The sequence below is a fragment of the Halobacillus litoralis genome (assembly GCF_020524085.2).
Classification (GTDB): Bacteria; Bacillota; Bacilli; order Bacillales; family Halobacillaceae; genus Halobacillus; species Halobacillus litoralis_E.
In genome coordinates this window covers 3,342,046-3,368,567 of record NZ_CP129016.1, presented here as the reverse complement: position 1 = coordinate 3,368,567, position 26,522 = coordinate 3,342,046, and the positions used below count along the sequence as shown (strand labels likewise).

Annotated in this window: 27 protein-coding genes and 1 pseudogene; 21 read left to right on the top strand and 7 right to left on the bottom strand. The window is 46.9% G+C overall.

Annotated elements, in window-relative coordinates:
• Positions 1 to 17: 17 nt before the first annotated feature.
• Genes qoxB through LC065_RS17210 form a run of 4 tightly spaced genes read left to right on the top strand, consistent with a single transcriptional unit; the run spans position 18 to position 3,171 of the window.
• A complete protein-coding gene (qoxB, locus tag LC065_RS17225) occupies positions 18 to 1,961 on the top strand; it encodes a cytochrome aa3 quinol oxidase subunit I (protein ID WP_306163590.1) in 1,944 nt (647 codons plus the stop codon).
• Between the two features lies 1 nt (position 1,962).
• A complete protein-coding gene (qoxC, locus tag LC065_RS17220; protein ID WP_226588726.1) occupies positions 1,963 to 2,568 on the top strand; it encodes a cytochrome aa3 quinol oxidase subunit III in 606 nt (201 codons plus the stop codon).
• A 1-nt stretch (position 2,569) separates the two neighbouring features.
• Positions 2,570 to 2,944, top strand: a complete 375-nt coding sequence (gene qoxD, locus LC065_RS17215) for a cytochrome aa3 quinol oxidase subunit IV (RefSeq protein ID WP_226588729.1) — start codon at positions 2,570 to 2,572, stop codon at positions 2,942 to 2,944.
• Positions 2,945 to 2,964: 20 nt separating this feature from the next.
• Positions 2,965 to 3,171, top strand: coding sequence for a cytochrome C oxidase subunit IV family protein (locus LC065_RS17210; RefSeq protein ID WP_146813506.1), 207 nt, complete (start codon positions 2,965 to 2,967; stop codon positions 3,169 to 3,171).
• Between the two features lie 25 nt (positions 3,172 to 3,196).
• Here the strand turns inward: LC065_RS17210 and LC065_RS17205 are convergent, their stop codons facing one another.
• Positions 3,197 to 3,493 carry a hypothetical protein gene (locus LC065_RS17205; protein WP_226588731.1) on the bottom strand — a complete coding sequence of 99 codons (297 nt, stop codon included), beginning with the start codon at positions 3,491 to 3,493 and terminating at the stop codon, positions 3,197 to 3,199.
• 368 nt (positions 3,494 to 3,861) lie between these two features.
• On the opposite strand from LC065_RS17205, the gene LC065_RS17200 reads away from it, so the two are divergent.
• From LC065_RS17200 to LC065_RS20570, 10 genes are all read left to right on the top strand, one after another.
• Positions 3,862 to 4,683 carry a helix-turn-helix domain-containing protein gene (locus LC065_RS17200; RefSeq protein WP_226588733.1) on the top strand — a complete coding sequence of 274 codons (822 nt, stop codon included), beginning with the start codon at positions 3,862 to 3,864 and terminating at the stop codon, positions 4,681 to 4,683.
• A gap of 200 nt (positions 4,684 to 4,883) precedes the next feature.
• Positions 4,884 to 5,894: an ABC transporter substrate-binding protein gene (locus LC065_RS17195; RefSeq protein WP_226588735.1), complete on the top strand. Its 1,011-nt coding sequence runs from the start codon at positions 4,884 to 4,886 to the stop codon at positions 5,892 to 5,894.
• Between the two features lie 14 nt (positions 5,895 to 5,908).
• Positions 5,909 to 7,933 (top strand): iron ABC transporter permease, encoded by a 2,025-nt coding sequence (locus tag LC065_RS17190; protein WP_226588737.1) that lies wholly within the window; start codon positions 5,909 to 5,911, stop codon positions 7,931 to 7,933.
• A gap of 75 nt (positions 7,934 to 8,008) precedes the next feature.
• A complete protein-coding gene (gene dapF, locus LC065_RS17185) occupies positions 8,009 to 8,977 on the top strand; it encodes a diaminopimelate epimerase (protein ID WP_226588739.1) in 969 nt (322 codons plus the stop codon).
• A 4-nt stretch (positions 8,978 to 8,981) separates the two neighbouring features.
• Positions 8,982 to 9,377, top strand: a complete 396-nt coding sequence (locus tag LC065_RS17180) for a secondary thiamine-phosphate synthase enzyme YjbQ (RefSeq protein ID WP_226588741.1) — start codon at positions 8,982 to 8,984, stop codon at positions 9,375 to 9,377.
• A gap of 230 nt (positions 9,378 to 9,607) precedes the next feature.
• Entirely contained in the window at positions 9,608 to 10,480 is an 873-nt protein-coding gene (efeO, locus tag LC065_RS17175) for an iron uptake system protein EfeO (RefSeq protein ID WP_226588743.1), read from the top strand.
• A gap of 74 nt (positions 10,481 to 10,554) precedes the next feature.
• A complete protein-coding gene (locus tag LC065_RS20580; RefSeq protein WP_371933359.1) occupies positions 10,555 to 11,031 on the top strand; it encodes a Dyp-type peroxidase domain-containing protein in 477 nt (158 codons plus the stop codon).
• The gene (locus tag LC065_RS20575) at positions 11,021 to 11,851 is read left to right on the top strand and encodes a Dyp-type peroxidase (protein ID WP_371933358.1); all 831 of its coding nucleotides are present in this window, start codon (positions 11,021 to 11,023) and stop codon (positions 11,849 to 11,851) included. The genes LC065_RS20580 and LC065_RS20575 overlap by 11 nt, the downstream gene beginning before the upstream one ends.
• Positions 11,852 to 11,856: 5 nt before the next feature.
• Entirely contained in the window at positions 11,857 to 13,656 is a 1,800-nt protein-coding gene (locus tag LC065_RS17165; RefSeq protein ID WP_306163589.1) for an FTR1 family iron permease, read from the top strand.
• Between the two features lie 187 nt (positions 13,657 to 13,843).
• Positions 13,844 to 13,963 carry a putative holin-like toxin gene (locus LC065_RS20570; protein ID WP_371933357.1) on the top strand — a complete coding sequence of 40 codons (120 nt, stop codon included), beginning with the start codon at positions 13,844 to 13,846 and terminating at the stop codon, positions 13,961 to 13,963.
• Between the two features lie 312 nt (positions 13,964 to 14,275).
• Here the strand turns inward: LC065_RS20570 and LC065_RS17155 are convergent, their stop codons facing one another.
• Complete coding sequence (locus tag LC065_RS17155; protein ID WP_226588752.1) at positions 14,276 to 15,523, bottom strand: YeeE/YedE family protein; 1,248 nt, start codon at positions 15,521 to 15,523, stop codon at positions 14,276 to 14,278.
• A 690-nt stretch (positions 15,524 to 16,213) separates the two neighbouring features.
• Here LC065_RS17155 and LC065_RS17150 point away from each other — a divergent pair.
• Positions 16,214 to 16,450 carry a hypothetical protein gene (locus tag LC065_RS17150; protein ID WP_226588755.1) on the top strand — a complete coding sequence of 79 codons (237 nt, stop codon included), beginning with the start codon at positions 16,214 to 16,216 and terminating at the stop codon, positions 16,448 to 16,450.
• A gap of 417 nt (positions 16,451 to 16,867) precedes the next feature.
• Here LC065_RS17150 and LC065_RS17145 read toward each other — a convergent pair whose 3' ends face one another.
• Positions 16,868 to 17,359 carry a hypothetical protein gene (locus tag LC065_RS17145; protein ID WP_226588758.1) on the bottom strand — a complete coding sequence of 164 codons (492 nt, stop codon included), beginning with the start codon at positions 17,357 to 17,359 and terminating at the stop codon, positions 16,868 to 16,870.
• Positions 17,360 to 17,471: 112 nt separating this feature from the next.
• Here LC065_RS17145 and LC065_RS17140 point away from each other — a divergent pair.
• Positions 17,472 to 17,649: pseudogene (locus LC065_RS17140) on the top strand (IS1595 family transposase); the annotation flags it as partial.
• 263 nt (positions 17,650 to 17,912) lie between these two features.
• Here the strand turns inward: LC065_RS17140 and LC065_RS20565 are convergent.
• Entirely contained in the window at positions 17,913 to 18,407 is a 495-nt protein-coding gene (locus tag LC065_RS20565; protein ID WP_371933356.1) for a 3D domain-containing protein, read from the bottom strand.
• A 440-nt stretch (positions 18,408 to 18,847) separates the two neighbouring features.
• Between LC065_RS20565 and LC065_RS17130 the strand changes: the two genes are divergently transcribed.
• Genes LC065_RS17130 through LC065_RS17120 form a run of 3 tightly spaced genes read left to right on the top strand, consistent with a single transcriptional unit; the run spans position 18,848 to position 21,167 of the window.
• Positions 18,848 to 19,606: a zinc ribbon domain-containing protein gene (locus LC065_RS17130; RefSeq protein WP_306163588.1), complete on the top strand. Its 759-nt coding sequence runs from the start codon at positions 18,848 to 18,850 to the stop codon at positions 19,604 to 19,606.
• The gene (locus LC065_RS17125) at positions 19,576 to 20,001 is read left to right on the top strand and encodes an FxLYD domain-containing protein (RefSeq protein WP_306163587.1); all 426 of its coding nucleotides are present in this window, start codon (positions 19,576 to 19,578) and stop codon (positions 19,999 to 20,001) included. Before LC065_RS17130 ends, LC065_RS17125 begins: the two co-directional genes overlap by 31 nt.
• An 11-nt stretch (positions 20,002 to 20,012) precedes the next feature.
• Positions 20,013 to 21,167, top strand: a complete 1,155-nt coding sequence (locus tag LC065_RS17120; protein ID WP_226588763.1) for a S1C family serine protease — start codon at positions 20,013 to 20,015, stop codon at positions 21,165 to 21,167.
• Between the two features lie 118 nt (positions 21,168 to 21,285).
• Here the strand turns inward: LC065_RS17120 and LC065_RS17115 are convergent, their stop codons facing one another.
• Positions 21,286 to 22,743, bottom strand: a complete 1,458-nt coding sequence (locus tag LC065_RS17115; protein WP_226588765.1) for a flavin monoamine oxidase family protein — start codon at positions 22,741 to 22,743, stop codon at positions 21,286 to 21,288.
• 126 nt (positions 22,744 to 22,869) lie between these two features.
• Here LC065_RS17115 and LC065_RS17110 point away from each other — a divergent pair, with 126 nt between their 5' ends.
• The gene (locus tag LC065_RS17110) at positions 22,870 to 23,535 is read left to right on the top strand and encodes an SIMPL domain-containing protein (RefSeq protein WP_226588767.1); all 666 of its coding nucleotides are present in this window, start codon (positions 22,870 to 22,872) and stop codon (positions 23,533 to 23,535) included.
• A gap of 216 nt (positions 23,536 to 23,751) precedes the next feature.
• Positions 23,752 to 24,558, top strand: coding sequence for a zinc transporter ZupT (gene zupT, locus LC065_RS17105; protein ID WP_226588769.1), 807 nt, complete (start codon positions 23,752 to 23,754; stop codon positions 24,556 to 24,558).
• A gap of 40 nt (positions 24,559 to 24,598) precedes the next feature.
• Here the strand turns inward: zupT and LC065_RS17100 are convergent, their stop codons facing one another.
• Entirely contained in the window at positions 24,599 to 25,180 is a 582-nt protein-coding gene (locus LC065_RS17100; RefSeq protein ID WP_226588771.1) for a YgjP-like metallopeptidase domain-containing protein, read from the bottom strand.
• 18 nt (positions 25,181 to 25,198) lie between these two features.
• Positions 25,199 to 26,323, bottom strand: coding sequence for a radical SAM/CxCxxxxC motif protein YfkAB (yfkAB, locus tag LC065_RS17095; protein WP_226588773.1), 1,125 nt, complete (start codon positions 26,321 to 26,323; stop codon positions 25,199 to 25,201).
• Positions 26,324 to 26,522: the final 199 nt, after the last annotated feature.

Below are 26,522 nucleotides of genomic sequence, written 5' to 3'. Positions count from 1 at the left end.
AGAAAGCAGGTGAAGACATGCACATTACAGATATTCTAGTCACCGGTGAACCGATCATCTATGGTGCCATGGTATCGATGGCCTTAGTTGGGCTCGCCCTCCTTTTCATTCTGACGTATTTCAAAAAATGGAAATGGCTTTGGAGCGAATGGTTGACGACCGTTGACCACAAGAAAATCGGTGTCATGTATATTTTAAGCGCCCTTCTCATGTTATTCCGTGGTGGCGTGGACGCCATGATGATGAGGGTGCAGCTGGCATTTCCTGATTTGGGATTCTTGAACTCCCAACACTATAACGAAATTTTCACAACACACGGAACGATCATGATCATTTTCATGGCGATGCCGTTCTTGATCGGACTCATGAACATCATCGTTCCCCTTCAGATCGGAGCGCGTGACTTCGCGTTTCCATATTTGAACGCGCTAAGTTTCTGGTCCTTCTTCTTCGGAATGGCGCTCTTCAACATTTCCTTCGTCATCGGAGGATCTCCGGATGCCGGGTGGACAAGTTACACGCCGCTTTCCGGTGCAGCGATGAGCCCTGGACCTGGACAAAACTTTTACCTTATGGGACTGCAGCTATCAGGAATTGGTACCCTTGCTACAGGGATCAACTTGATGGTCACGATTTTGAAAATGCGTGCTCCTAGCATGAAGCTTTTCCATATGCCGATCTTCACATGGTCGACATTGGTGACATGTTTCATCATCGTATTCGCGTTCCCGATTTTGACCGTAGCTCTTGCGCTACTTACGATTGACCGTGTTTTCGGTGCACAATTCTTTACTTTGACAGGGGAAGGCCTGCCGATGATGTGGGCGAACCTGTTCTGGATGTGGGGACACCCGGAAGTGTACATCGTTATTCTTCCTGCCTTCGGTATTTTCTCCGAAGTCATCGCCACATTCGCGAAAAAACGTCTGTTTGGCTACCATGTGATGGTCTGGTCCATGATCGTCATCGCATTGCTTAGTTTCTTAGTTTGGGTCCACCACTTCTTCACGATGGGTGCCGGCGCATTCGTCAACTCCGTCTTTTCTGTATCGACGATGTTGATCGCCGTACCGACCGGAGTGAAGATCTTCAACTGGCTTGCGACCTTGTATAAATCGAAAATCGAGTTCACTGTACCGATGCTTTGGTCACTGGCCTTCATCCCAAGTTTCATCCTTGGTGGTGTCACAGGTGTCATGCTCGGTATGGCGGCAGCGGACTTTCAGTTCCACAACTCGTACTTCCTGATCGCGCACTTCCACTACGTGCTGATCGCAGGTACTGTATTCGCCTGTTTCGCAGGTCTTGTGTTCTGGTATCCGAAAATGTTCGGTCACAAGATGAACGAGCGTTTGGGTAAATGGGCATTCTGGTTGTTCTTCTTCGGCTTCCATGTGTGCTTCTTCCCACAATACTTCCTAGGCCTTGACGGCATGCCGCGTCGTTTGTTCATTACGAACGTCGCTGAGTGGCTTCCATTGAACGTCATCTCAACCATCGGTGCTTTCGGAATGGGACTTGGTTTCATCGTGTTCGTTTACAACGTGTACTACAGCTTCCGTTACAGTGAGCGCGAAACAACAGGCGACTCTTGGAACGGAAACGGTCGTACGCTTGAATGGGCGACAACGACACCAGTACCTTACTACAACTTTGCAACGGTTCCATATGTGGACGAAATCGATCCATATATCCGTATGAAAGAAGAAGGCAAGACGACGTTTGAAGAAGACAAAGTGAAGCCGATCCACATGCCAAGTTACACAGGACAGCCGTTCATCATGATGGCACTCCTTGGACTTGCGAGTTTCGGTCTCGTCTTCGAATGGATGTATGTCGCGGTCTTCGGATTAATCGGTGCCGTGTTCATGATGATCCGCCGTTCCTTCGATTATGACGACGGGTATTATGTACCGGTAGAAGAAATCAAACGTACAGAGAAAAAAGCGAGGGGGTTATGATATGGCTGCGGAAGAACTGAAAACAGGTCCACTAGAATATCGCACCCAAGAAGGTCAGATGACCATCATGGGCTTCTGGATTTTCCTTGGAGCCGAAGTCGTCCTCTTCGCGACCCTTTTTGCCACGTATGCGGTATTGTTTGGACGTACAGCTGATGCACCGACTCCGGGTGAATTGTTCGAACCGGGCATCGTTCTTGTCATGACCTTCCTGCTATTGACGAGTAGTTTTACATGTGGACTTGCGATTCATGAAATGAGAAGGGGATCGGTCAAAGGGCTGATCCTTTGGATGATCATTACGTTAGCTCTTGGTCTTGGATTCCTTGGCTTTGAGATTTTTGAATTCGTCCACTACACGCACGAAGGAGCAACGGTCCAGTCCGCTGCTTTCTGGTCGGCGTTCTTCATCCTTGCCGGAACACACGGACTGCACGTCACGCTCGGTGTCGGCTGGGCGACTCTGCTCTTGATCCAAATCAAGAAGCGCGGACTGACGAACGTCACCAGCCGTAAATTCTTTATCATCAGCTTATACTGGCACTTCCTTGATGTCATTTGGATCTTCATCTTCACGAGTGTCTATCTGATTGGGATGGTGATTTAATATGGCCGATTCTAAAAAACGCGTACCGATGAATCACGTCATTGGATTCATCTTGTCACTCGTCATGACGCTGGTGGCCGCATGGGCAGCAATTCAATCCAATCTGCCTGTCACATGGGTCATCATCGGCATCATGATTTTGGCTCTCTTGCAGGCAGGCGTTCAATTGTTCATGTTCATGCACGTCACAGAAGCTTCAAGCGGAAATGGGCATGTGCCATGGAACATGATGTTCCACGGCTTCGCACTCGCTGGTATCCTTGTCGCAGGCTCCCTTTTCGTTATGTCCTTCGGGCATGACCATGGAGACAACGGGGATATGGGCGACAACCAACAGCACGAAGAGCAGCAATCAGAAGACCATAGCGGTCACTAAAACAAATGGGGGTTATCAGGATGGAACAAAAACAAAACATGCCGATGGAGGCCGGATGGCCGTGGAAAGATTTAGTGGGATTCGTTCTTTGCATACTGCTGACGGCATTTTCCTTAGGCGGAGCGCTTTATTCCTCCTATGACCCTAAATTTGTTTTATATATTCTCACTGGTTTCAGTTTTGTACAGGCGATGATCCAACTGTACAAACTTCAGCCAAGAGATTAAAAAAAGAAACGCTTCTTTCCTGAAATCAGGAAAGGAGCGTTTCTTTTTCTTTGGTTAAGCTTTCTTTGTATCCAGGGCTTGATTTCACCGTCGCTACGATAAACATCACCCAGGCCACGTGCGCGCCGATCAAACCGAGGTAGAACATAGACCATGTGATGGAGAATACTCCTGGATCTGCGTACATCGTCACTTGGAAGAAGTACAACCACATGCCGATGAGCAGAATCGATTGCGCGACGGCGAAAGCCATCTTTTTCGCTTGTAAGAATAGAAATGGAGCCACTGTCGCCAAAATCAAGAACATTACGATCGCACCCATGAAAATCATCTCCTTATTGATGTTTCCTTAATGTAAACGTTTTCTTTGATATTATTGTAACAAAAAATTCGCACTTTGGACACAAAATGTTCATAAATTGGGCCGACAATTTTAGAATTACCTTTTTGATGCTTGTTTAAACAGGTTTTTCGGAAGTTTCACACGGCTCGTACTGTATGAAAGTGCCCGGGTGGGTGGTCAAAATGACTTAACGTCGCGGGAAAGTGACTTAACACAGTTCGAAAGTGACCGATTGCCAATCCAAAGTGTCCGAACTCTACATTTTATGAAAACATTCATTTACTTAGACACCAAACTCTCACTTCTATCGATTATAGTTTGAGACCATGAATGGGGAGTGGAGAGATATGGATTGTAACAGCTTAAAGGACCATCAGCGCTTCAAAGATAAAAAAGAGCTCGATCTGCATGTGCGCAGTTTTTTATACAAAAGAAAGGCTTATCTGTCAGAAGGCACACTCAAGGTACTCACGTTCATCTGGCGACATGCCGTCAAATTTCCCGGTGTTGCTTTTCCGAAAAGAGCAACGATCGTGAAAGGGACTGGATTGAGCGAGAGTACAGTGATTCGTGCATTAAGATGCTTAGTGAAAGAAAAGCTCATTGAAAAAGTGAAAACAACCAAACCGAACGGGCGGCAGGGTGGCAACCTGCTCGTGTTCTTACCCCAGCTGGATCTTTTTTTACCCTCGGATGACACCCCTCATGACATCCATCGTGACACCCCACAAGAAACGGAAATTCCCCAACAGGACAACCCTCAACCGCTCAAATCCACAACCGAAACAGAGAAAAAACAGTGGAAATCTTCTATTAGTAAAGTTGTACCGTTTGATGCGACGTTTCTTCCATCGTTCATACCAGTTTCCTTCATTGAAACCACTCAGCCATTCGTAGGCGTGGAGCAGGTGTTACCGGCTTGGCGGACGGTCCAGAGTGCGTGTAAACAATGGAAGCTGAATCAGCCGGTCGAGCATTATTTGGATAAGATCAACGAGACGTTCAAGCAGGCGGTTTTTGCATATAAAAAAGGGATGGTGCGTACAGAATTGCTGCGCTATTTTTATGGCGGATTAATGGAAGTGTTTAAACAGGTGGTGCGGAAGGAAGGCTTTGAGTCTCGAAAAGGATTGGTTTTTTATGACTGGCTGGAGGAGATGGATTCGTAATCCTGCGGCTAGCGTCTTAACATTTCGCAGTCTCTTAATTGAGAAAAGTTTTCATTGACAGAAATTTGAGCTTGAGGTAGCATATTAATCGTAATGATAATGAGAATCTTTATCAATCAGTGTTTTTCTTACAAGGGTATAAAGATGAAGCAATTGATCAAGGATTCTACATAATAGAAACGAGTGAAAGGATGTCGATCATGAAGAAGGTTTGGTTATTTGCCCTTATGCTAGGGCTTGTCGTTTTAGCTGCCTGTGGAGGCGGATCTGAGGAAGGATCAGAGAGCGAAGGGACAGAAAAGCAGGAAGAAGAAACAACAGAAGAGGAAACGCGTTCGGTCACGATTGAAGATGCGAACGGAGAGCAGACGATTGAAGGTACACCGAAGAAAGTCGTTGTTTTAGAGTGGACGTATGCGGAAAACCTTCAGGCGCTTGGCATGGAGCCGGTCGGTGTCGCTGGTCTTGAAAACTATGGTGACTGGGTCAACGTCGGTATTCCGTTCAGTGAAGAAGTGGAAGACGTCGGAACGCGTCAGGAGCCGAACTTGGAAGCGATCTCCCGTTTGAACCCTGATTTGATCATCGGTGTTGATTTCCGTCACAATGCGATCAAAGAAGATTTGGAAAGCATCGCACCAACTGTCATGTTTGCACCATACTCTGAAGAAGCAGCACAGGATCAGTTCAAGAATATGAAAGAAGAGTTCAATACGATGGCGAAAATCGTCGATAAAAAGGACAAAGCTAAACAAGTCCTTTCTGATATGGAGAAGACATTCAAAGAGCAGCAAGCCCGCCTTGAAGAGGCAGGGAAAGATGGTATGAACTATGTAATCACTCAAGCGTTCACGATGCAGGACACGCCGACGCTTCGTTTGTTCACAGACAACTCAATGGTCGCACAGATCATGAACAGCATGGGTATGAAGAATGATTATGAGTCTGAAAAGCTTGAAGTGTACGGCTACACCGAAACAACCGTCGAAGCGCTGCAAAACTATCAGGACTCTAACTTTTTCTACATCGTTCAGGAAGAAGACAACATTTTTGAAAATCAACTGGCTGGAAACCCGGTTTGGGAAAATCTTGCGTTCGTAAAAGAAGACCGTACGTATCAAATGCCGGGGGATGCCTGGACCTTCGGTGGCCCACTATCCGCAGAAGTCTTAGCTGAACAAGTGGTCAACGCAGCACTTGAAGAAAAATAAAGTGAGTGGATGTTATGAATTCTACACTTAAGAACACAATGATTGCGGTTCTCACCTTCGGAGGTGGGACCGCGTTGTTGTGTCTTTTAACATTTATACATATCAATCAAGGCAATGTAGAGATCCCGCTGGGGGTCGTGGTTGAATCGATCTTCAATCCTCAGGATACGCTGCAGCACCATACGGTCCGTACACTCCGGATGCCGCGGGCGGTGATGGGAATCATCGCCGGTGGGGCACTTGCCGTTTCCGGTGTGATATTGCAGACCGTTACGAAAAATCCGTTGTCTTCTGCCAGTACACTCGGCATCCATTCCGGAACGTATTTTGCGGTCGTTGTCACAACGATCTTCCTACCGGCTGCTATGGTTGGCAATGGAATCATGACCGCTTTTATCGGAGGGATTCTGACGTTCCTGTTTGTTTACGTTCTTTCCGGTGGTTCTGATGCCTCACCTGTCCGGATGGTGCTAGCCGGGATGATTGTCACCTTCCTATTCTCAGCGCTCACATCCGTTCTGCAGATTTTTTATGAAAATGAAACGCAGGGGCTGTTTTTATGGGGATCTGGAACACTGATTCAGAATGACTGGGATGGCGTCACGTTTTCGCTGCCGGTAATCATCGTCGGTGTAGTCGTGACGATGGTTTACTCGAGTAAGCTCGACACACTGACCCTCGGTGACGATGTTGCGACGGCGCTCGGGCAAAATGTGCGCAGCGTTAAGGTAGTGACGATTATCGCTGCGGTTCTTTTAACAAGTATTACGGTCAGTATCGTCGGACCGATCGGCTTTGTCGGACTTGTTGCGCCGCACTTAATCAAGCTCATCGGGTACAGAGCACACTTGCCGCTTATCTTAGGGTCGTTTTTATGGGGAGGAAACGTGCTTCTTTTAGCGGACGTTCTTGCCCGAGTTATTGATCCTTCCTTCAATGAACTGCCGGTCGGAGCCATTACGGCACTTGTCGGTTCGCCGTGGCTCATCTGGCTTGTGATGCGGATGAAGCGGACAGGAAGCCAGGACAGCGGGGCGATTATGGCAGGGAAGAATTCAGCTGCCTTGTCCATGAAAAAACTGCTGCCTGTTTTGCTGGTGCTTATTACGATTACGCTGCTCGTCAGCCTTGCTTCTGGAAACTACGGATTTGAACCGTTGGTTACCTACAACGCGTTCTTCGGGGAAGCGAACACCTTCCTTCAAGGTTTGATCGTAGACTTGAGGCTGCCTCGCGCGCTGGTTGCTTTGTTCAGCGGAGCGGTTCTCGCAGTCAGTGGGCTCATTTTCCAAGGGGTGTTACGAAACCCGCTTGCTGACCCATCCGTGATCGGGATTACTTCCGGCGCCGGGGTCGGTGCATTGATGACGATTTACTGGTTCAGTGTGTCGGCCGTTTGGATTCCGGTCGGGGCGATGGCTGGGGCCTTGGTGTTCTTCATTGTCGTTATGGCCTTAGGAGCAAAAGCGGAGTTTCAGCCCACCGTGCTTGCCTTACTCGGAATCGGCATGTCGGCGTTCGGTTCGGCATTGATTCAAATCATGGTCGTTCAGGCCGACATCAGCGTAGCTTCTGCGTTGACCTGGCTTTCCGGAACGACGTATGCCAAAGGGTGGAGTGAGCTTTTACAATATTTGATTTGGCCTGTATTGTTGTTCATCCCGCTCCTTGCGTTTTACATTAAAACGCTCGACGTCCTGTCCCTTGGAGACGATACGGCCAAAGGGCTCGGACTGCGTGTCGTGAACGTCCGGTTCCAAATGGCGTTGATTGCCACACTGCTTGCCGCCTGCAGTGTCGCTGCTGTCGGTTCAATCGGCTTCGTCGGCCTGATCGCACCGCACCTGGCACGGCTGCTTGTAGGGAGCGTCAATCAGAAGCTTCTGCCTGTTACGATGCTGATTGGCGGTGCGCTGTTGGTGGTCGCTGATTTGTTCAGCCGGACACTGCTCGCGCCGAACGAAATTCCATCAGGGATCCTTGTCGCCCTGATCGGAGCCCCCTACTTTTTATGGTTGATGAAAAAGCGTGCGACTTAACGGTCACACGCTTCTTTTTTTACGCGTATGTATGCTATGATAATGAAAAAATGAACGCCAGGGGAGAGGTTGACTATGAAGATTCCATACATCAAATGCCACGGATCGGGGAACGATTTCATCCTGATCGATGAGATTGAAAACGACATGAGTTTTTCAGAAAAAGAGCGTGAGGAGCTCTCATTATTATTGTGTGACCGGAAAAAGGGGATCGGTTCGGATGGCATTCTTTTTGTGATGCCGAGTGAAAAAGCAGAAGGCCGGATGCGGATGTTCAACTCAGACGGCACAGAAGCGGAAATGTGCGGCAACGGTCTGCGCTGTGTGGCACGCCATATGATTGAGAAACTCGGCAAAAAGGAAATCGCGATTGAAACAGAAAAAGCGGTCCTTCCCGTTTCACAAGTGGAGGAAATCTTCCCAGAGATCGATACGTTTTCTGTCATGATTGAGCCTGTCAGTTTCGAGGTCGAGTCCCTGCCGATGAATGCGGTCGGGAAAGAAGCCGTGGATGTGAAAATTCCAGAGTTGTCCGATACACGCACATTCACAGCCTTAAGCGTACCCAACCCACATATCGTGAGCATCGTCGATTCCGTCGATCAGGAGGAGTTGCTTGCGGTTGGGAAAAAGGCGAACAATCTTCCGGATGTTTTTCCAAACGGCGTGAATGTGAGCTACGTCCAGGTGTTAGAGAAAAACAAAATCTTCGTCCGGACGTTCGAGCGCGGGGTTGGCTTGACGAATGCCTGTGGAACCGCGATGAGTGCGTCTTCGCTCGTATCGACGATTCTAGGTCCGAATGAGCTGGATACACCGATCGTTGTCATCAATAAAGGGGGACTCGTCAACTGTGTCGTAGAAAAGGACGACGGACGTTTCTCCATCCAGCTGCGCGGGAATGGAACCAATGTCTATGTAGCCGAGGTCGACATCGATTTAGAAGCCCGCACCTTTGAAGTTTCAGAGAAGGAATTTTTTGAAGAAGAAAATGCGACCTATGAAAAACTAGAAGCGTTCGCCGCTTCAGAAATCGGAGGTTGAGGATATGTTGAAGACGTTTCATGTTAAAACCGATCACCACGATCAAATGATTGATGTAACCAGCCAAGTTCAGGACTGGATTAGAGAAGAGGGCGTCAAGGACGGTGTTGTCGTTGTACAGTCGATGCACACGACGGCAGGCCTGACGGTGAATGAGAACGCCGACCCTGACGTAAAGACAGACATGCTGCGCCGCTTCCGTGAAGTGTATCCATGGGACCACCCGGAAGATCGCCACGCGGAAGGAAACACAGCTGCCCATATGAAGACGAGCACGGTCGGACATGCTCAGACACTTCTTGTGGAAGATGGACGGCTTGTGCTTGGCACGTGGCAGGGACTTTATTTCTGTGAGTTTGATGGACCGAGAAGCCGTAAGTATGTCGCGAAGTTGTTATAAAAAAGGAGGGGCTCCCCTCCTTTTTTTATTTGGAGTGTTTTCAATATAAAAAATTTCCTCCAAAATATCTTAAAGAAATACCTATATCTACACCCTGTTTGATAGGAGGCAGGGGCTTTTTGTATGAATATGACAAAATATTGAACAAACTCTTTACATGATAATGATTATCAGTATAATAGATTAATAGATATTGAAAATCATTATCAATGACGGAGGCGTACATACATATGAAAATGTCGAACTTAATTTATACATCCCTGCTCGTACCGACCTTGTTATTTACCGGATGCAGCACGGATCAAGAAGCAGAAGGAAAAGAGATCAAGGAAGAAGAAACGAAGCAGACCGAACAAGTAGATGGAGAAGCACAGAAAAAGCTGGAAGAGGCGGTAGCTGAGTACCGCCAGTATGGTCTTGAGCAAACGGACGTTTTTGTACAACAGACACAGAAATTCGTCGAAGCCGTCCAAGCAGGCAATCTTGAAGAGGCGAAGGCACTCTATCCTGTAGCTAGAATGCCATTCGAGCGGATCGAACCGATTGCTGAATCTATGGGCGAGCTTGACCCGAAAATCGATGCCCGTGAAGGCGATGTCCCTGAGGAAGAATGGACAGGATACCACCGCATCGAGAAAATCCTATGGGAAGAGAACACGACCGAAGGCGCTGAAACGTATGCGGAACAGTTGCTGAATGATGTAAAAGCTTTACGAGCGAAAGTGGAACTTGCTGAAGTAGCCCCACAAACGCTGGTCACTGGTTCCGTCGACCTTCTCAATGAAGTATCTTCATCCAAGATTACAGGCGAAGAAGAACGCTATTCTCATACCGACTTATATGATTTCGCAGCCAACGTCGATGGCGCGAAACGGATCGTAGAGTTACTGAATCCTGTGTTGAAAGAGAAAAATCAAGAGCTTAGTACTACGCTGGAGACGCGTTTTGCTGATGTCTATACGGCCTTAGAAGACTACGAAAAAGGGGAAGGGTATGTCTCATACACGGACTTGACGGAAGAAGACACCCAAAAGTTGAGTAAGGCCATTGATGCTTTAGCAGAACCCCTTTCACAAATCGGAACGGTACTTGAGAAATCGTAAAATGAATTTTCAACGAGCCACTAGGTTTTCTGTCTAGTGGCTTTATGCAATTCATTCTTGAAAGGATGTAAACGATGAGTAATGACAACAATGAATCAAAAAAAATCACCCGCCGGGAAATGCTTTATCGGACAGGGGCTGGGGGGCTAGGTCTCCTTGTCGGTGCAAGCGGTCTCGGAACCATTACGGCACTCGGAAATACGAAAAGTGACAGGGAAGAGACGACTTTGAAAGATGACCAGATTCCTTTCTACGGAAAGCATCAGGCTGGGATCGTCACTCCTCCACAAACCTACGTTTACCTAATTTCCTTGGATATTACGACCAACTCATTAAAAGATGTCCGTCAGTTATTCAAAGACTGGACGATTGCTTCTGAGAAGATGTCCCAGGCGAAATTGATTGATTCTTATGAGGATAACCTTTACGTTCCTCCCGCTGATACAGGAGAAGCGGATGGATTGACCGCCTCCAATCTTACGATCACCTATGGATTTGGTCCAACATTTTTCGATAAAGAGGGGGGCGGACCGTTTCGGGTTGGCGAGTAAGAAGCCGAAACGTCTCCAAGCGCTTCCTGCTTTCCCAGGTGATCAAATCGAAGATCAGTGGACAGGGGGAGACTTGTGTGTCCAAGTGTGTGCGGATGATAAGCAGGTGGCTTTCCATGCCATCCGTAATCTGATCCGGATCGGCCGTGGGGCTGTGACATTGAAGTGGATGCAATCCGGGTTTCAACGAACCAATGGATCCAATGTCAAACAGTCGACTCCACGCAACTTGTTCGGATTTAAAGACGGAACCGTCAACCCTCGTACAAAAGAAGAGTACGACGAAATCGTCTGGTCGAACGGGCAGGAAGCCCCTTGGATGAAAAATGGAAGTTACATGGTCATGAGAAGAATCCGTATGCTTCTGGAAGTCTGGGATCGTACGCACCTCAGTGAACAGAAGAAAACATTCGGGCGTGATAAAGTCTCAGGCGCACCTTTAGGTCAGAAAGAAGAATTTGATGACGTGGACTTTGACAAAAGAGATGAAAATGGAAAGCCTTACGTTCCAAAGGATTCACATATTAGTCTGGCGCGTGGGGATGGATCAGAAAAAATTCATCGACGTTCTTATTCCTATTCCAGTGAAATGGACCCGACTCGCGCCCAGCTGGATGCAGGGCTGTTGTTCATCTCATACCAGAAGGATCCATTCAAACAATTTGTCCCTATTCAAAAACGGATGGCCGGTTCTGATCGCATGAATGAGTACATCCGACATATCGGATCTGCTGTCTTCGCCTGTCCTGGGGGGGACAAGCAAAGGTGGCTATATTGGCGATTCCATTTTTTAAAATTCGATACACGTAGGAAAGGATGACCAGCATGTATGCGAGACATCTAACAAAAATCGCTTGGGTCACGTTCGTTTTTCTGATAGTAGGATCCGCGTTCCTGCATCCTGTCCAGGCAGCTGAAGGAAAAGAAGAACTGCTGCCTACCGTAGGTAATGCACTGGTGGAAGTGAGAAGTGAAGATTATGACGCGCTGCGGCAGTCGCTTGAAACCTATCAGGACATTTGGGAAGAGACAGAAAAAGCAAGCGAATCAAAGAAAACCACAGCCACCATTACTGAAGAGTTGGAAGGATCTATGGAGATGCTCGAGTCTTCATCCATGGATCAAGACCAGTTGTATGATCAAATTGTGAGCCTCGCCCGTGCTACCGATGATTTTGTGAGTTCTTCCTCAAAGCAAGAGGCACAGGTGGACCGGCAAGGGCTGCAAAATTTGATCGCTGAGTTGGATGTCCTGGATACAGCGATTGTTGAAGGAGAGTATAAAAAGGCTCAAGAATTGAATCGTGCGTTCGTTACTTCCTGGACCGCTCTTGAAAAGCCGATACGCGAAACGAGCGTCAAAGCGTATGGAAACATAGAAACAAAGATGGCGATGGTCCGGGTCTCCTTAAATAAAGATCCTGTCGATGGCAAACAAGCTTCAGAAGCTGTGGCACAATTGAAACAAGCCATCCATGATTATTTAGACGGGAAAACGACAGGAGAGACCGTAGCTCAAGAAGATGTCACGATGGCCGGATTGATCGGCCTGCTTGAACAAGCGCAAAAAAACATCGATCAGAACCAGATGAGCGAAGCGGCTGGAAATATGGAACAGTTCATACAGTCCTGGCCCATCGTTGAAGGTAAAGTTCTGACGAAGTCTCAAAAAGTTTATAACGAAACAGAGGTCACCATGACGAACGTGTTGAGTGAGTTGAGCTCTGCTCAGCCGGATGCCGGGAAATCCAATCAGATGATTGAGAAGCTGAAAGCGGATTTGGAACCTTTTGCCGGAGAAAGCAGCTATTCTGCATGGGATGCGTTCTTTATCCTTCTCCGTGAAGGGCTTGAGGCGATTTTGATCATTGCGACATTGCTTGCTTACCTGAGACGAACGGATAATGAAAACCAACGCATTTGGGTTTGGAGCGGATTTGGAAGCGGTCTTATCGTGAGTGGCGGAATGGCCGTGTTATTGACGATGGTCTTCGCTGGTCTTGAGGCAGGTGCCAACCGTGAAATCATCGAAGGTGTCACGGGACTTGTAGCTGTCGTTATGATGTTGTTCGTAGGAGGATGGCTGCACAAGCAGTCGAATATTCTCGCCCGGAACCAATTTATCCATCGTAAGTTGAATCAAGCGATGAATAAAAGAGCCAAGTGGATGCTTGCTTTGATTACGTTCATCGCGGTCTTTCGTGAAGGGGCAGAAACGATCATCTTCTATTTGGGGCTCGCCCCATCCATCTCCCTGTCTCAATTGCTGCTGGGAATGGGAAGTGCTCTGGTCCTGCTGTTGGTCCTAGGCGTGTTACTAATTAAGTTGAGCATTAAGATACCGGTTCGGCCGTTCTTCATGGCCGCAAGCCTTCTGATTTATTACATTGCCTTCAAATTTACAGGAGTGAGCCTGCATGCCTTACAAATCACGAACATCATCCCTGTCCACAGGATTGAGGGGATGAGTAACGTGGATGCACTCGGCATTTATCCGACTTGGGAAACGGTTGCCGCTCAATCGTTCCTCTTAGCCGTGATGGCTGTACAATACTTCCTGGCTAACAGGAAAAAACGCCAGCTGAAACAAATGCCGGCCGAAGAGCAAACAAGGACGGTATCTTGATTTATATTGGTATAATATGTAAAACCTGGTCACCCATTTCTTGGGTGACCAGGTCTTACTTTTTCTTCCATTTCAGTTAGTTCAAAAAGCCTGTCTGCTTCCGTGGAAGGACATGGTATAATTTAAAGTGGATCACGCTTTACGCCAATTGAATAGGGTGTCGGCTAACCCCGGAGCAAAGGGGGTGATGCCTCTGAGTATGTATGAATCGTTGATGGTGATGATCGCTTTCAGTTCGTTCATCGTTTCCGTTCTCGGCTTAGTTGTCGCGATTTTACGCATAAAAAAAATAGACTCCCTATTCTGACGTGAATGCGGGTGAGTCTATTTTAAGGCTGCGCCCTTTGGCTGAAGCGCTGATCCGGGAGGACCGCAGTGCCAGCTGTGGTCCTTTTCTTATGTGTATCCTTTATCTGCTCTTATCATACCACATTTTTTGAAAAAGAAACAGGTGGGTGGTTCGGACGAATATCAATTAAATTTCGGTTATATCGGCCGAATTTAAAATATATCGGTTAAATCGCCAATATATCAATGAAATGCAGGTACATTTCGGCTGAATATTCTATATATCAACAAATGATAAAAACCCTCCAGCCCGGAAGCTGGAGGGTTTCATTTAGCAGATGGAATCTTTCGGGTTCGGGTTTTTCATTCCGAACATCGGACGCAGGAACAGAGCGAGGTACGTGCCGGCAAGTGCCATGATCATCCAAACCCAGCCGTGCAGGCTGAAGGAAGCGATGCCGCCGAAATATGCGCCGATATTACATCCGAACGCAAGGCGTGCACCATAGCCCATGAGCACACCACCGATGATGGATGCCGCTCCAATGCCTGGTTTGATTTTTCCAGGCTTGAAGTTTCCTTGGAAGCTTGCCGCGATGAACGAACCAAGGATGATGCCGAAGTTCATGACACTTGTGGAATCGGCAAGAACGGTTTGATTCAATGGTGCGGGATCATTGGACCAGTACGTCCAGCTTGCGACATCGACGCCGAACATCTGGATGAACTTGGATCCCCAAAGCGCGAAGGCGGAAGTGATGCCCCAAGGGTTGCCGCGTACCGCAAGGGTGATGGCATTCAATACGCCCAGGATCACAGCAGCAAGAAGCAGCGGCCACGCCCCGCGCCACAGTTTTTTCAAACCGGTCGTCGTTTTGAGTGGCGCCATTTTCGGCGGGTTCTTTTTCCGGGCCACTTTAACCGTAATGCCATAGATGCCTAAGAAAATCGCCAATTGTAAAATCCAGCCACCGAAATAACCGAAGCCTGTAGATTCCGCTAATGAAATAGCCGGAAGTGTCGGCGTTTCGCGCCAAAATCCGATATGATAAGCACCGAGTACGGATCCTCCGATGAAACCGAGCAGCGTGAGGATCATGGAAGATTTACCTCCTCCGACGGTATAAAGCGTACCGGATGCACAGCCGGATCCGAGCTGCATGCCCATTCCGAAGATAAAGGAACCGAAGACGACACTGATGCCGACAGGGAACACATAGCCTTGAGGCGCGTTACCTGTAAAGCTGAATCCTGTTCCTAATATAATGGCAAAAAGTGTTGTCGCAACAGCTAGCATAAGCATGTGTGCTTGAAGTCCCTGCACATTCCCGACGGAAATCAGCCGTCTGAAGGCTGAAGTGAAGCCGAACCTTGCATGCAGAAGCACGAGTCCAAATGCAAGGCCGATCAAGAATAATACGCCCTGCGTGAAGGTGGTGACAGATACAATCGTTATAAATAAAAGCAGCGATAGGATCGCTCCGATCCATACGAATGGTTTTTGTACCGGATCTAATGGAGCGACAACGGTCGAACGGTTGTTTTCTTCGGCTGTCTGCTGGACAGTTTGTTGTAGCATGTTTTATTCCTCCTAAATCCGATTTGTTTACTTAGTATTAAATGAACTTTTGATATTGTAACGAAGACTCGTCTATTTGTAAATCATCCTGCATACAATGGTTGTACAAAGAGAACAAAGACCAGTCTTTACGTAGAATTAACAGGATTCAATGAGGACAAGTGGTAAAATAAATGTGTAGACAGGACGACCTAAAACACTTATTGGAGGGATGTCTTATACCTGTCGCTCGCTCATATGTCACTCGCTGGTTTTTCTTTGTTTGTGGGAAAGCAAATCGAAGAACTTCTTGGCGTACATCTGGCGCACCTCCCCCTACATAAAGACTGATCGAAAGCGACGCTTCCGGCGTGGCTTTTTTGTTGTTTCAGGCCGTTGCACCGGTTATTAAAGGAGGAGGTGCAACGGCTAATAAATGCAGGAAAGTCGCTAATATATACACTAAAGGTGCTAATAAACCCATGAAAGTTGCTAATATATTCACTGAACCTGCTAATATAATTGCGAAAGCTGCTAATACATATCGAGCCACAGAACTTTATCATCAAAAACATCGATGGAAGACTGGAATAAACAGACGCCTTTACCTATGTCTGTTGAAAAAAATGTATGAGTTTTAATTTTAAGATTAAACTAAAAAGCAGGTGGGTAAGTAATAGTAAGTTACATATAGGAAAAGGAGTGGTTAACATGGCATCAAAAAAAGAGTGGCACGTGATTTTCTTGCTGGACAGTAAGCGTGTAGTGACGCATGACCTGGAATTGAGCGAAGATATGAATGAACGGGAAGCTTCTGAGTTCATCACCAAACAGCTGGACAAAGGTACATGGTGGTTTTTGGAAGATGGCGTCGCGCTTCATACCAGTGGGGTTGAAAGTTTTTATCTAGATAAGTGTGCGAAGAAAACAAGGTTCAGCAGAGATTAACAAATGCGCAGCTTTCCTATAAGAAGGGAGCTGCGTTTTTTATACCCTTGTTGGCAACTGGACAGTCAGATCATAGGCGGGAATTGAAAGAAGGTAAATGATGAATTCTCCAACACCGGTTTAAAAAAATGGCACTGTGAATAATTCGAACGAGTGTTCTGTGATGGAGTTATCAAATACTTCTTGTGACGACTGTGAGAGCAACTGATATCCTGAAAGCCATTCAAACATGGAACCCAATGGATGACTTCATTTTTACCATGAATGGGAGATCAGATGAAGCGAGGTCCCATTTCTCGGGAAGCGTGAATGATTTAGGAAAGCACTGCCTCATCATCGGTAACCGGCACGAACGCGAGACGTGCAAATACCCTATAATAGACAAAAAAGAGACCCCGCGGGTCTCTTTTTCTTGTATCAATCCCTAGCGCTTCCTATTTCATAATCGACAATCCATTTCGAATAAGGGAAATATTTGATTTCAAAATATCTCTCTTCGGCTTTTTCCTTGGATATGTCCGGGACGGGCAGCAACTCAAGTCTGACACCTTCGACCGTAACGAAAAACGGTTCATCCGTTTCTCCGGACCCCGAGTGATATTCGACCTCTGATGGAATGCCCTTCAGTGTGCGGTAATCCTGGGTCACGAAACGGGGAAAGTCGACCCAGAAGAAATGGCTCATGATGAGCGCGAGGGTCCCGAGAATACCCAAGGATATCCGGATGGGCATTCCGTTTTTCCCCCGAAATCCCCGCCAGTTTTTCTTGACGAAAAGACCGAAAGACAGCCATGCCAACCCCGACACGGTTCCCGCCATCATGGTGAATAGGAAACTTTCTCCCGGTTGGCCGGAAAAAAGGGCGATGAACCCTAAAGTTCCAATAGCGAATAAAACATAAAACAACATAGTTGTATCACCCGGCACACATTATGACAAAAATATTTCAGACCGACAACCTCTTTTATGTAGCATTTATTTCCTCCCGGCAGGGTTTGCCGTTGGTATATTGGAGGAAAGGATTAGCGTTCAATGTGATGTCCTTAAAGCCGTTCAAAATTTAATGTTTCGGAAAAGCATCGTTTACGAGAATATATAATCGATGTTCTCACCGCATCATCGTCAACAGGAACTGTACTCCAAGAAATCTCGGAGCGTAAAAATAAAAGGATGGCTATCGTTGTCCTGATTGCGGGTCAACTTCAGACTAAATGCTGGTTTATGACTTGTATTTTAAAGGATGTCTTAAAAAACTTACTCATAAAAAGAAGTCAGAAGATCATTTGAATACTTAGCCTCTAAATAAAAAATTATGATCTACCCTACTTACACTAACGGGGCGTTCGTTCAATAAGACAATAAAACCAAACAGAACTTCCGTAATAATGGAAGTTCTGTTTTCTATGAATAGAATCATTAAACTTTAACAGAGCAAAAAAAAACTCTTCCATGAAGGAAGAGTTTAATTCAAGATCTCAACTTTTATTTGACGGCGTCCGTAATCGAAGGCGTCTTTTTCTTGTGCCATAAAGAGGTCGATGCGGTGACCTTCAATGTCTCCGCCAATGTCGCCAGCGATGGCTGTGCCATATCCCGGTACGCGGACTGTAGAGCCGAGAGGGATGACATTCGGGTCGACGGCGATCACTTTTTGGTTCGGGTTGGCACGAAGGTCGATGCCTGTGTACGTGACACCGCTGCATCCTTCACAAAAGGCTGTGTAGGCAGTCGCTTCTACAGCAACCGTACGTTTCACATCATCTTTCTCAGCGGATGCTGTGACAGCTTTCTTTTCTTTCTCAGGAAAACGTTCGAGATCTTTTGTTTTCTTATCTAAAGAGAGGGATTTCGTTTCTATATTTTGAGCGGGCTTGTCCAATTCATCGGCAGAAACCGGAAGGGCAAGACCAAAGATGATCATAGGCAAAAGAAGAAGGGAAAATAGACGTTTGTTCATATGTGGATGTCCCCTTTCAATGTTTCACTGCGCTCATTGTAACAACCACTAGGAAGATAGACAAAGACAAAATGCCTACAAAATGATTACATTCCTGTGACAAATGACTCCTTTTTGAAAAAGAGCCGCTCATTTCCTGCGGCTCCGGTTATTTTCAGCGGGACGTTCCTTTGCGTTTACGTCCGCAACACGGTTTTGAGGGCTTTCTGCTCGGCTTATTTTCATTAGGGCGATTCGACATGAGGACCCTCCTCTCGGGTTTAAGATATATCATTTTATGCGGACAAATAAGAACGGGCCGTGCGCTTATCCTGCTTACGGAAATTTTTTTAAAAAAGGGACCTATGTCGTTTACTCATCCAGTGTATGGCATGCTATAATAGATAAGGATTCTTAGAGATTCCAGAATTATGAAAGTGATAGAAAAGGAGGACGGGACCATGACTGAATGTCCTCATTGTAATCATGTGATGGATGACGGTGCCCGTTTTTGTTCTCAATGCGGTAAGAACTTGAAGCGGACACCTGAACAGAATAGCACGGCTAAACGATCGTGGTTGCCAATCATTACGCCTTTCATCATGCTTGTCGTAATGGGGGTAGCCCTTTATTTTGTTTATGACTATCAGAAAGATGTGAATACCGAAGTGGTCGCGATGAAAAAAGAAGCGGAGCAGGAAGCCCTTGCCGGAGAATACCGGAAAGCGGAAAAGCTGCTCGTCGGAGCTATTGACCGCCGGCCACAGATCGAGGCTCTTCAACAGGAACTCGGATCTGTGCAGGAAGCATTGACTTGGGACAAGGAGTTGGAAGCGGTCGGCCAATGGATTGAAGAAGGTTCATTGAAAAAAGCGAGTGAGAAGCTCACGGCCATCCAGGAGTCTTTGCGTCAGGAAGACAGCCGTCTGCTTGTCACCCTTATTCCGAAAATGAATGAAATGGATTCCAGACTGACATTGAAAGAAATCAATCAGGAGCTCTCCAAGGTGACGAATGTGGATGAACTGGCAGGAAAGTTAAACACATTATCCGGCCTCAATTTGGAGGAGGCCTCCAAAGTCCGGGATAAAATTTTTGAAAAGATCGTGAACCAATCGACGAAAAAAGCAGAAGCGGCAGCAGGGGAAAAGCGCTATGCCGAAGCGATTGCCATCATCGACCAGGGGGGTTGCAGTATGTTTCCAATGATGAAAAATTAATTCAGTTGAAGGATCGGATCCAACAGGAGAAAACGGCCTTCGAACAAGCGGAACAGCAGAGGCTGGAAAATGCGATGCAGCAGGCTGCCCAGGATGAACTGCGCAACCAGACCCAGGCACTGGAAGTCGAAGATCTTTCCATAACAAAAGATGAGTTCGGCGATTTTAAAGTGGAGGGTTCTCTGAAAAGTGTGGCGACCCAGATTATCAGTACGGTGACAGTGAAGTATGACATCCTCGATAAAGATGGGAAGGTCGTCCGCTCTGAATCTGTGAAAGTTTTCCCGAACTATATGAACCCAGGAGATCAGGGTACCTTTGAAAAAGTACATTATGAATTAGAAAAAGGAGATTACTCCGTCGAGATGACAGAGATGGAGTGGCTCGTAGAATAGGGGGATGGAAGATGAAGCGCTCTTGGATCATCAGCCTTCTCGCCACTCTTCTGATACTCGGGGGCGGGATCGCAGGCGTTTTCTACGTGATGGATACCGTTCAAAAGGACGTAACGGTTTCGGCTGTTTTAAATGAACCCCCAGCTGAGGATGACGAAGAGGGAGAAGTACCGAAAGAAACGCAGGAGATCATTTTTGAATCACAGAAGTTAGTTGTGCAATTAGAGCTCGAAGATGGTTCTGTCGGGTCAGGATTTTTGTACAATGATCAAGGAGATATCATAACGAACGCGCACGTCGTTGCGAATACAGAGAGTGTCAATGTCATTACATCGGATGGGAAAAAAATGCCCGGCGACGTGATCGGCCTCAGCCGCGATATCGATGTCGCCGTCGTACGCGTGCCCGGCTTGAAAGGGAAAGAGCCGCTGCCGATCAGAGAAGAAAATTCAGCAGAACTTCTCGATGAAGTGCTGGCTCTCGGAAGTCCGCTCGGGTTGCAAAATACCGTCACGCGCGGGGAAATCAGCGGGCTTGAACGGACCCTCGACATCGAGCCTTTCCATTATAAAAATTTATACCAAATATCCGCACCGATCTCACCAGGAAACAGTGGCGGCCCCCTTCTTGACAGGGAAACCGGTGAAGTGATCGGCATCAACTCGGCAAAAATGGATGACGAATCGATCGGGTTCAGCATTCCGGTTGCCGATGTGCTGCCGATGGTGAAGCGCTGGAGTGAATCTCCGATGCGCTCCCTTCCGGAATTCCCGGAGCTCACAGGGGAGGTATACTCACCTGTGACTGGGACGGATGCCGAGCAGGCGAGCTATATGGTGCAGTATTTTTATGACAGCATCAATCAAGGCGATTTCGTTACGGCCTATTCTCTGCTCAGTGTCAGCTGGCAGGAAGATATTTCATTTGAGGACTTTCGCTCCGGATACAACAATACGCTCAGTGTGAAAGTGGATAATCTTGTTGCAGATCCGCAGGGAGATAAGGTCGAAGTCACCGCTTTCCTCACCGCCGAAGAAACGGTGGATGGCGAAGTCCAGATGAAGAAATACAAAGTCGTTTATCCTGTCAAAAAAGAGAACCAATCCGTCAAAATTTGGAGCGGCTCTGGTGAAGAGCTGAGTACCGAAGCGGAAGAAGCATCATAAGAATGAAAAATCCCCTTCCACATGAAATGGTGGTAGGGGATTTTTTTGTGGGTGGATGTGAAAGGATGAACCGTAAGTCCGGCACCTTGGAGGTTACTTGGGGTGCCTGGCACCCCCATCACCGGTTATTGATTTCTTTAGCGGCTCGAATGCCGGATTCTACAGCTCCTTCAATCCAGCCGTGGTAGGAGGACGTTTGTTCTCCGGCAAAGTGGATCCGTCCTTCTGGAAGCGGCATCACTTCTTCAATATCCCGGCTCTGCCCTGGAGTGAACAAGGTGAAGCACCCGGCGGAAAACGGGTTTTGGCTCCAATTGTAAACCACGCTCTGCATGTATTCTTCATACACGACGTTCCCATAAACACGAGCAAGATTCTCAAGGACTTGTTTCGTCGCTTCTTTTTGACTGAGGCTGTTGAAAAGAAGAGCGTTCTGCCCCCATGTGTAACTGGCCAGGAGAATGCCGGGCCCAGACATGCCCTGATGATGGCTGGCTTGATAAGCAAAGCGGAGCGGCAAATCGGAAATGAGGTTGCCGACCGGATACCTTTCCCAAAAACGGGTGTTAAACTCGATGCCGATCTTCACAGCAGGTACGTTAATGACCTCCCGGATAGCCTGCCATTTCTTTTGTGATAAACAGCCATGGGGGAAGACATCAATGAATTGAAAAGCACTGAAAGGAATGGTCGTCAGCAGAAAATCACCACTCCAACAGGATGGTTTTGAAAAGCGCTGGTCTTCGGTATGAACGGTCACGCGGTCAAGGTTGTGGACGATCTTCGTCACTTTTTGTTCAAAATAAATATTATCGATCAAATCGGGAAGAAAAGCATGGGGAAGCCGGTCATTTCCACCTTGAATTTCTATAAATTCTGTATCGCCATTAAAGATGGGGAACGTGATGTCAATTAAAATATCGAGAAAAGAAAACTCAGGAAAACCTTCAATGCCGAGTACAACTTTGATCAAACGGACAGCGTTATTGGACATTGAAGGTCCGTAAGGGTTGTTTCTCAAATATTCCCCCATCGAAAAATTAGAAAATTGATCCTCCAATTTCTTTTTTTCCTGATCTGAACTTTTACGGTAAAGGTCCAGGAACGGCTGAACGGCGTCAAGAAACAATTGCTTGGCGGTTTTTCCCCGTTCGTGTGGGAGGAGATGGTATTGCAAAAGGTCAGGATTTTTTTGATATTGCGAACGGAACACCTGTTGACCATTGATCATCAAAAGGTCATTGGGTTTAGAGTTAATAAAGGTATTGGTCGACAGCCCGAACTTATCAATATACGTTTGGACGTATTGGTGATTTTTCGGAATTCTCATCGCACCCACGTCTATGTAGTTTCCGTTTGAAAAAGGTTCCCGGACGGTATGTACCCTCCCGCCGACTCGGTCGTTCCCTTCCAAAATAACGACGTCATGGCCGGCGTTCTTTAAAAGAGATCCGGCGACAAGGCCGGACATACCCGCACCTAAAATCAGAATCCGTTTTTTATGCCCGGATTTGCGTAACCCCTCGAGAATATAAGATTTAAATTCTTCCACACTTTCTTCATAGGCACGATGCATCGACGCCACCTCCCTTTTACTATCTATTCAAAAAATGGAAAAAAAAGTATAGGGAGAAATCCTTATCTGAAGAAAGGACATAATCCATTGCCTTTATTCATTAAATAAAAAAGGAGGAGATGCGAGATGTATTATCCTGGTATGAGACAGATCGGAAGAGAAGGAGAGAGAAGACTTCTTAAAGTTAATGGCGTTGGTAAAGTTCAAGTGCGGCCGGATGTTGCCAATGTAAACATCGGTGTCGTAACAAAGGACAAAAACTTGGAAAAAGCACAGCAGGAAAATGCCCAAACGATGGAAAACGTCCGCAATCAGTTAATGGCTGCCGGCATTGCGGAAGAAAATATTCAGACAGCGGACTACTTCATCTTCCCTGAGTATGATTATGTGGATGGCAAGCAGGAGTTCCGCGGCTATCAAGTGACCCATACCCTGAAAGTGACGATTGACGATGTGAGTCAAACGGGTTATGTCATTGATACAGCAGTAGCCGCTGGGGCGAACCGGATCTCAAGTATTGCGTTTACAGTGAGCGATCCCTATCAAAATTATCAGGCAGCGTTAAAAATCGCCCTCGGGAACGCGTTAGCGAATGCGCAGACCATCGCGAATACAATGGGATTGAATTTGGACCAAACGCCAGTCAAAATCATTGAATTAGGCACCACGCCCGCGGTTCCCATGCAAAGCTTCCAAAAAGCTGACGTACTCGGAGCGACCGCCACTCCAATTGAACCGGGGACGCTTGAAACCGTCGCCAGGGTAGAAGCCCAATTTCAATATTTTCCGTAAGTTACCACTTTCCTGAACGGAGGGTGGTTTTTTTATGGGCAAAAAAGAATAGATTATGCACGGAAGGCGCTAAATATGAATATAAAAGTTGAGAATAATGTGTAGCACTTATTTTATGGGCTCATAAAATATAACTGAAACTAAAAAAGTTGCTCTAAGGAAAAACCTTCGATACAATAGGCTTATTGAAAATGTTCGAACTGAAGGAGAGGTACAATGGAAAACTTGTTATTGGCATTCGGGCTTACCTTGCTTGCCGGATTAGCCACAGGTGTAGGGAGTTTGATCGCTTTTTTTGCGAAGACGACGAACACGAAGTTCCTTTCTCTTGCGCTCGGTTTTTCGGCAGGGGTTATGATCTATGTATCTATGGTGGAAATCTTTTTTAAAGCACAGGATTCACTCGTCGATGCGATGGGGAATGAAGCAGGTCGGTGGACGACGGTCGGCGCCTTCTTCGGAGGAATGCTCGTCATCGCACTTATCGATAAATTCATACCGAAGTCAGGGAATCCTCACGAAGTGAAAAAAGTGGAAGACATGGCGAACCGGGAAACAGCCGTGAAAGATCCTGATTTATTGAAAATGGGAACGTTCACAGCTTTAGCCATCGCCATTCACAACTTTCCTGAAGGGATCGCGACGTTTACGGCAGCCCTCAATGACCCGGCCTTGGGGTTAGCCATTGCTGCAGCGATTGCGATTCATAACATTCCAGAGGGGATTGCCGTTTCTGTGCCTGTGTACTATGCGACAGGAGATAAGAAAAAAGCGTTCAAGCTCTCTTTCCTCAGTGGTTTATCTGAGCCGGTCGGTGCCATTTTAGCTTATCTATTGTTGATGCCGTTCTTGAACGATATGATGTTCGGTATACTCTTTGCAGGGGTGGCAGGGATCATGGTGTTTATTTCCCTGGATGAACTGCTTCCTGCATCAAGAAGATATGGAGAAGCGCATTTATCGATTTATGGGGTCGTTGCCGGTATGGCTGTCATGGCCTTGAGCCTTCTCTTATTCATATAAAAAAATGCCCAACAGGTATTGGCCTGTTGGGCATTTTTTGTTAACACGTTTTTTCATGGATAAGATCTTCGATGGTTTCTTGGATCTTCTGTTTGGACCTCTGGATCAGACGCCAGTTGAGATGAACGTGGTCATCCTCTTTCATTCCAAGCTTCAACTGGTCTTCTTCTGCGTGGATTTGCCAATCGGACAGCGTCGCAAATTTTTCACTGGCCTTACGGAATAGCCAATCGTTCACCTCTGATCGAAGGTGTTCGTTCGCTTCTTCCTCTGTCCATTTTTCAGGATAAGCAAAAAGGAAGGTTCCTTTTTGAAAAGCGAAGCGGACTTCATCCTGATGGTCGATCTTCAGCCGATAGGAGCGGCCAAGGTAAGCGATCTTTTCGTTTTCGGAAGCAGTAAGAGCATCAACGGCGTATAAATCTTCGTGCGTATGCTGCCATTTTTCCAGGATCCAGTCCGCTTTCTTCTCAACAAAAGCTTGGATTTTCGCTTCCTCTTTATGATGGGATACGGTCACTTTTACTCCATTCAAATCATCGAGGTAGATCTTAATAAAAGAGACGTCTTGCCTCTCTACCGTATAAGCTATGGTTTTGTTTCCGAAAGTAAGGGTCGGCATGGCGGTCTCCTTTCTACTTTATAACGTAATGTTCGTTTTCCGTTTTTGGAAATCGACCCCTTCATAGTACGTGTTCTTCACAAGCACATTCGGACCGAGGCACTTCACAGCAGGGCAGTGGCAGTTGAGACTCTGCGCCGTTTTGGTAGACAGCCAGTTTTCATAGGCATCGCCAAGTTTCGTGTCTTGAATGTTTCCGAGGCCGGGCTCGTCGCCGAAGTCTGTCACGATAATATCACCTGAGAAGATGTTCACGTTCAGGCGGGAGCGCCCGTCCGGATCGTTTCTTACCGTCACATTTTTTTCGCTGTACAGGCGCTTCAGCATATCGAGATCGTCTGGGGAAGAACTGCATGGATAGTACGGCAGTGTTCCAAACAACATCCACATGTTGTCATCCCGATGGTCAAGAAGCCGGTTGATGCCTTCCCGCATTTGTTCCAGGCTCAACGTCTCTAAGCTGCTGGCAAAATCCACGGGATACATCGGGTGAATCTCGTGGCGCGCACACTTCATTTCTTTGACATGATCATGGATGGATTCAAGGTAAGGGAACGTACGACGGTTGAGCATCGTTTCTGCTGAAACCATCACGCCTTCTTCAGAAAGCCGCTGCGAATTTTCCACCATACGATCAAAGAATTTCTTACGGTTTTCTTCGGAGGGTTTTCGTTCCATACGGGCAAACCCAGTATGGATAAATTCTTCGATCGTTCCCCAGTTGTGGGAAATATGTAAAACGTCCAAATAAGGAATGATCGGGATGTAACGCTCATAAGGAAGCGTCAAGTTCGAGTTGATTTGTGTCCGCACTCCGCGTTCATGGGCGTATTTCAGCAGAGGAACCACATAATTTTCTACTGATTTCTTAGACATCATCGGTTCTCCGCCCGTGATGCTCAGCGTCCTGAGGTGAGGGATTTCATCGAGACGCTTCCTGAGCAGGTCCATCGGCAGAGCCTCGGGATCCTTTGCTCCGAGCGTATATCCGACCGCACAGTGCTCACAACGCATGTTGCAGAGCGTCGTCGTCGTAAATTCAATATTCGATAACGTCATTTTTCCGTGTTCTTCCACGTCCATATACGCTTCCCACGGGTCATAAGATGGGATAAGCGCCTGAAGCTTCATGTTCGTACTCATAAAATATGAAACTTCCTTTCTATTCAAATTTATTCGGTCGATAACCTTTACCATTCTATCATTAATATGCCTAAAACCATACATTATGTATCGGAATAATACCGTGATCTGCCTGTACGGAGCTGTTTAGGTTTCCGGGAAAGAGGAGAATAAGGGTGTGACAGCGAATGATATGGGGTAACGATTAGCACAAGGGGGA

What these genes read in the sequence shown, in the direction of transcription:
- efeO (WP_226588743.1), top strand. Translation starts at nt 9,608, where the DNA reads ATGAAAATGTCGAACTTAATTTATACATCCCTGCTCGTACCGACCTTG.
- qoxB (WP_306163590.1), top strand. Translation starts at nt 18, where the DNA reads ATGCACATTACAGATATTCTAGTCACCGGTGAACCGATCATCTATGGT.
- LC065_RS17155 (WP_226588752.1), bottom strand. Translation starts at nt 15,523, where the DNA reads ATGCTACAACAAACTGTCCAGCAGACAGCCGAAGAAAACAACCGTTCG.
- LC065_RS17100 (WP_226588771.1), bottom strand. Translation starts at nt 25,180, where the DNA reads ATGCCGACCCTTACTTTCGGAAACAAAACCATAGCTTATACGGTAGAG.
- LC065_RS17200 (WP_226588733.1), top strand. Translation starts at nt 3,862, where the DNA reads ATGGATTGTAACAGCTTAAAGGACCATCAGCGCTTCAAAGATAAAAAA.
- qoxD (WP_226588729.1), top strand. Translation starts at nt 2,570, where the DNA reads ATGGCCGATTCTAAAAAACGCGTACCGATGAATCACGTCATTGGATTC.
- LC065_RS17120 (WP_226588763.1), top strand. Translation starts at nt 20,013, where the DNA reads ATGAAGCGCTCTTGGATCATCAGCCTTCTCGCCACTCTTCTGATACTC.
- dapF (WP_226588739.1), top strand. Translation starts at nt 8,009, where the DNA reads ATGAAGATTCCATACATCAAATGCCACGGATCGGGGAACGATTTCATC.
- LC065_RS17115 (WP_226588765.1), bottom strand. Translation starts at nt 22,743, where the DNA reads ATGCATCGTGCCTATGAAGAAAGTGTGGAAGAATTTAAATCTTATATT.
- LC065_RS17150 (WP_226588755.1), top strand. Translation starts at nt 16,214, where the DNA reads ATGGCATCAAAAAAAGAGTGGCACGTGATTTTCTTGCTGGACAGTAAG.
- LC065_RS20565 (WP_371933356.1), bottom strand. Translation starts at nt 18,407, where the DNA reads ATGAACAAACGTCTATTTTCCCTTCTTCTTTTGCCTATGATCATCTTT.
- qoxC (WP_226588726.1), top strand. Translation starts at nt 1,963, where the DNA reads ATGGCTGCGGAAGAACTGAAAACAGGTCCACTAGAATATCGCACCCAA.
- LC065_RS17110 (WP_226588767.1), top strand. Translation starts at nt 22,870, where the DNA reads ATGTATTATCCTGGTATGAGACAGATCGGAAGAGAAGGAGAGAGAAGA.
- LC065_RS17165 (WP_306163589.1), top strand. Translation starts at nt 11,857, where the DNA reads ATGTATGCGAGACATCTAACAAAAATCGCTTGGGTCACGTTCGTTTTT.
- LC065_RS17190 (WP_226588737.1), top strand. Translation starts at nt 5,909, where the DNA reads ATGAATTCTACACTTAAGAACACAATGATTGCGGTTCTCACCTTCGGA.
- LC065_RS17145 (WP_226588758.1), bottom strand. Translation starts at nt 17,359, where the DNA reads ATGTTGTTTTATGTTTTATTCGCTATTGGAACTTTAGGGTTCATCGCC.
- yfkAB (WP_226588773.1), bottom strand. Translation starts at nt 26,323, where the DNA reads ATGAGTACGAACATGAAGCTTCAGGCGCTTATCCCATCTTATGACCCG.
- LC065_RS17205 (WP_226588731.1), bottom strand. Translation starts at nt 3,493, where the DNA reads ATGGGTGCGATCGTAATGTTCTTGATTTTGGCGACAGTGGCTCCATTT.
- LC065_RS17180 (WP_226588741.1), top strand. Translation starts at nt 8,982, where the DNA reads ATGTTGAAGACGTTTCATGTTAAAACCGATCACCACGATCAAATGATT.
- LC065_RS17130 (WP_306163588.1), top strand. Translation starts at nt 18,848, where the DNA reads ATGACTGAATGTCCTCATTGTAATCATGTGATGGATGACGGTGCCCGT.
- LC065_RS20580 (WP_371933359.1), top strand. Translation starts at nt 10,555, where the DNA reads ATGAGTAATGACAACAATGAATCAAAAAAAATCACCCGCCGGGAAATG.
- zupT (WP_226588769.1), top strand. Translation starts at nt 23,752, where the DNA reads ATGGAAAACTTGTTATTGGCATTCGGGCTTACCTTGCTTGCCGGATTA.
- LC065_RS17195 (WP_226588735.1), top strand. Translation starts at nt 4,884, where the DNA reads ATGAAGAAGGTTTGGTTATTTGCCCTTATGCTAGGGCTTGTCGTTTTA.
- LC065_RS20570 (WP_371933357.1), top strand. Translation starts at nt 13,844, where the DNA reads ATGCCTCTGAGTATGTATGAATCGTTGATGGTGATGATCGCTTTCAGT.
- LC065_RS17210 (WP_146813506.1), top strand. Translation starts at nt 2,965, where the DNA reads ATGGAACAAAAACAAAACATGCCGATGGAGGCCGGATGGCCGTGGAAA.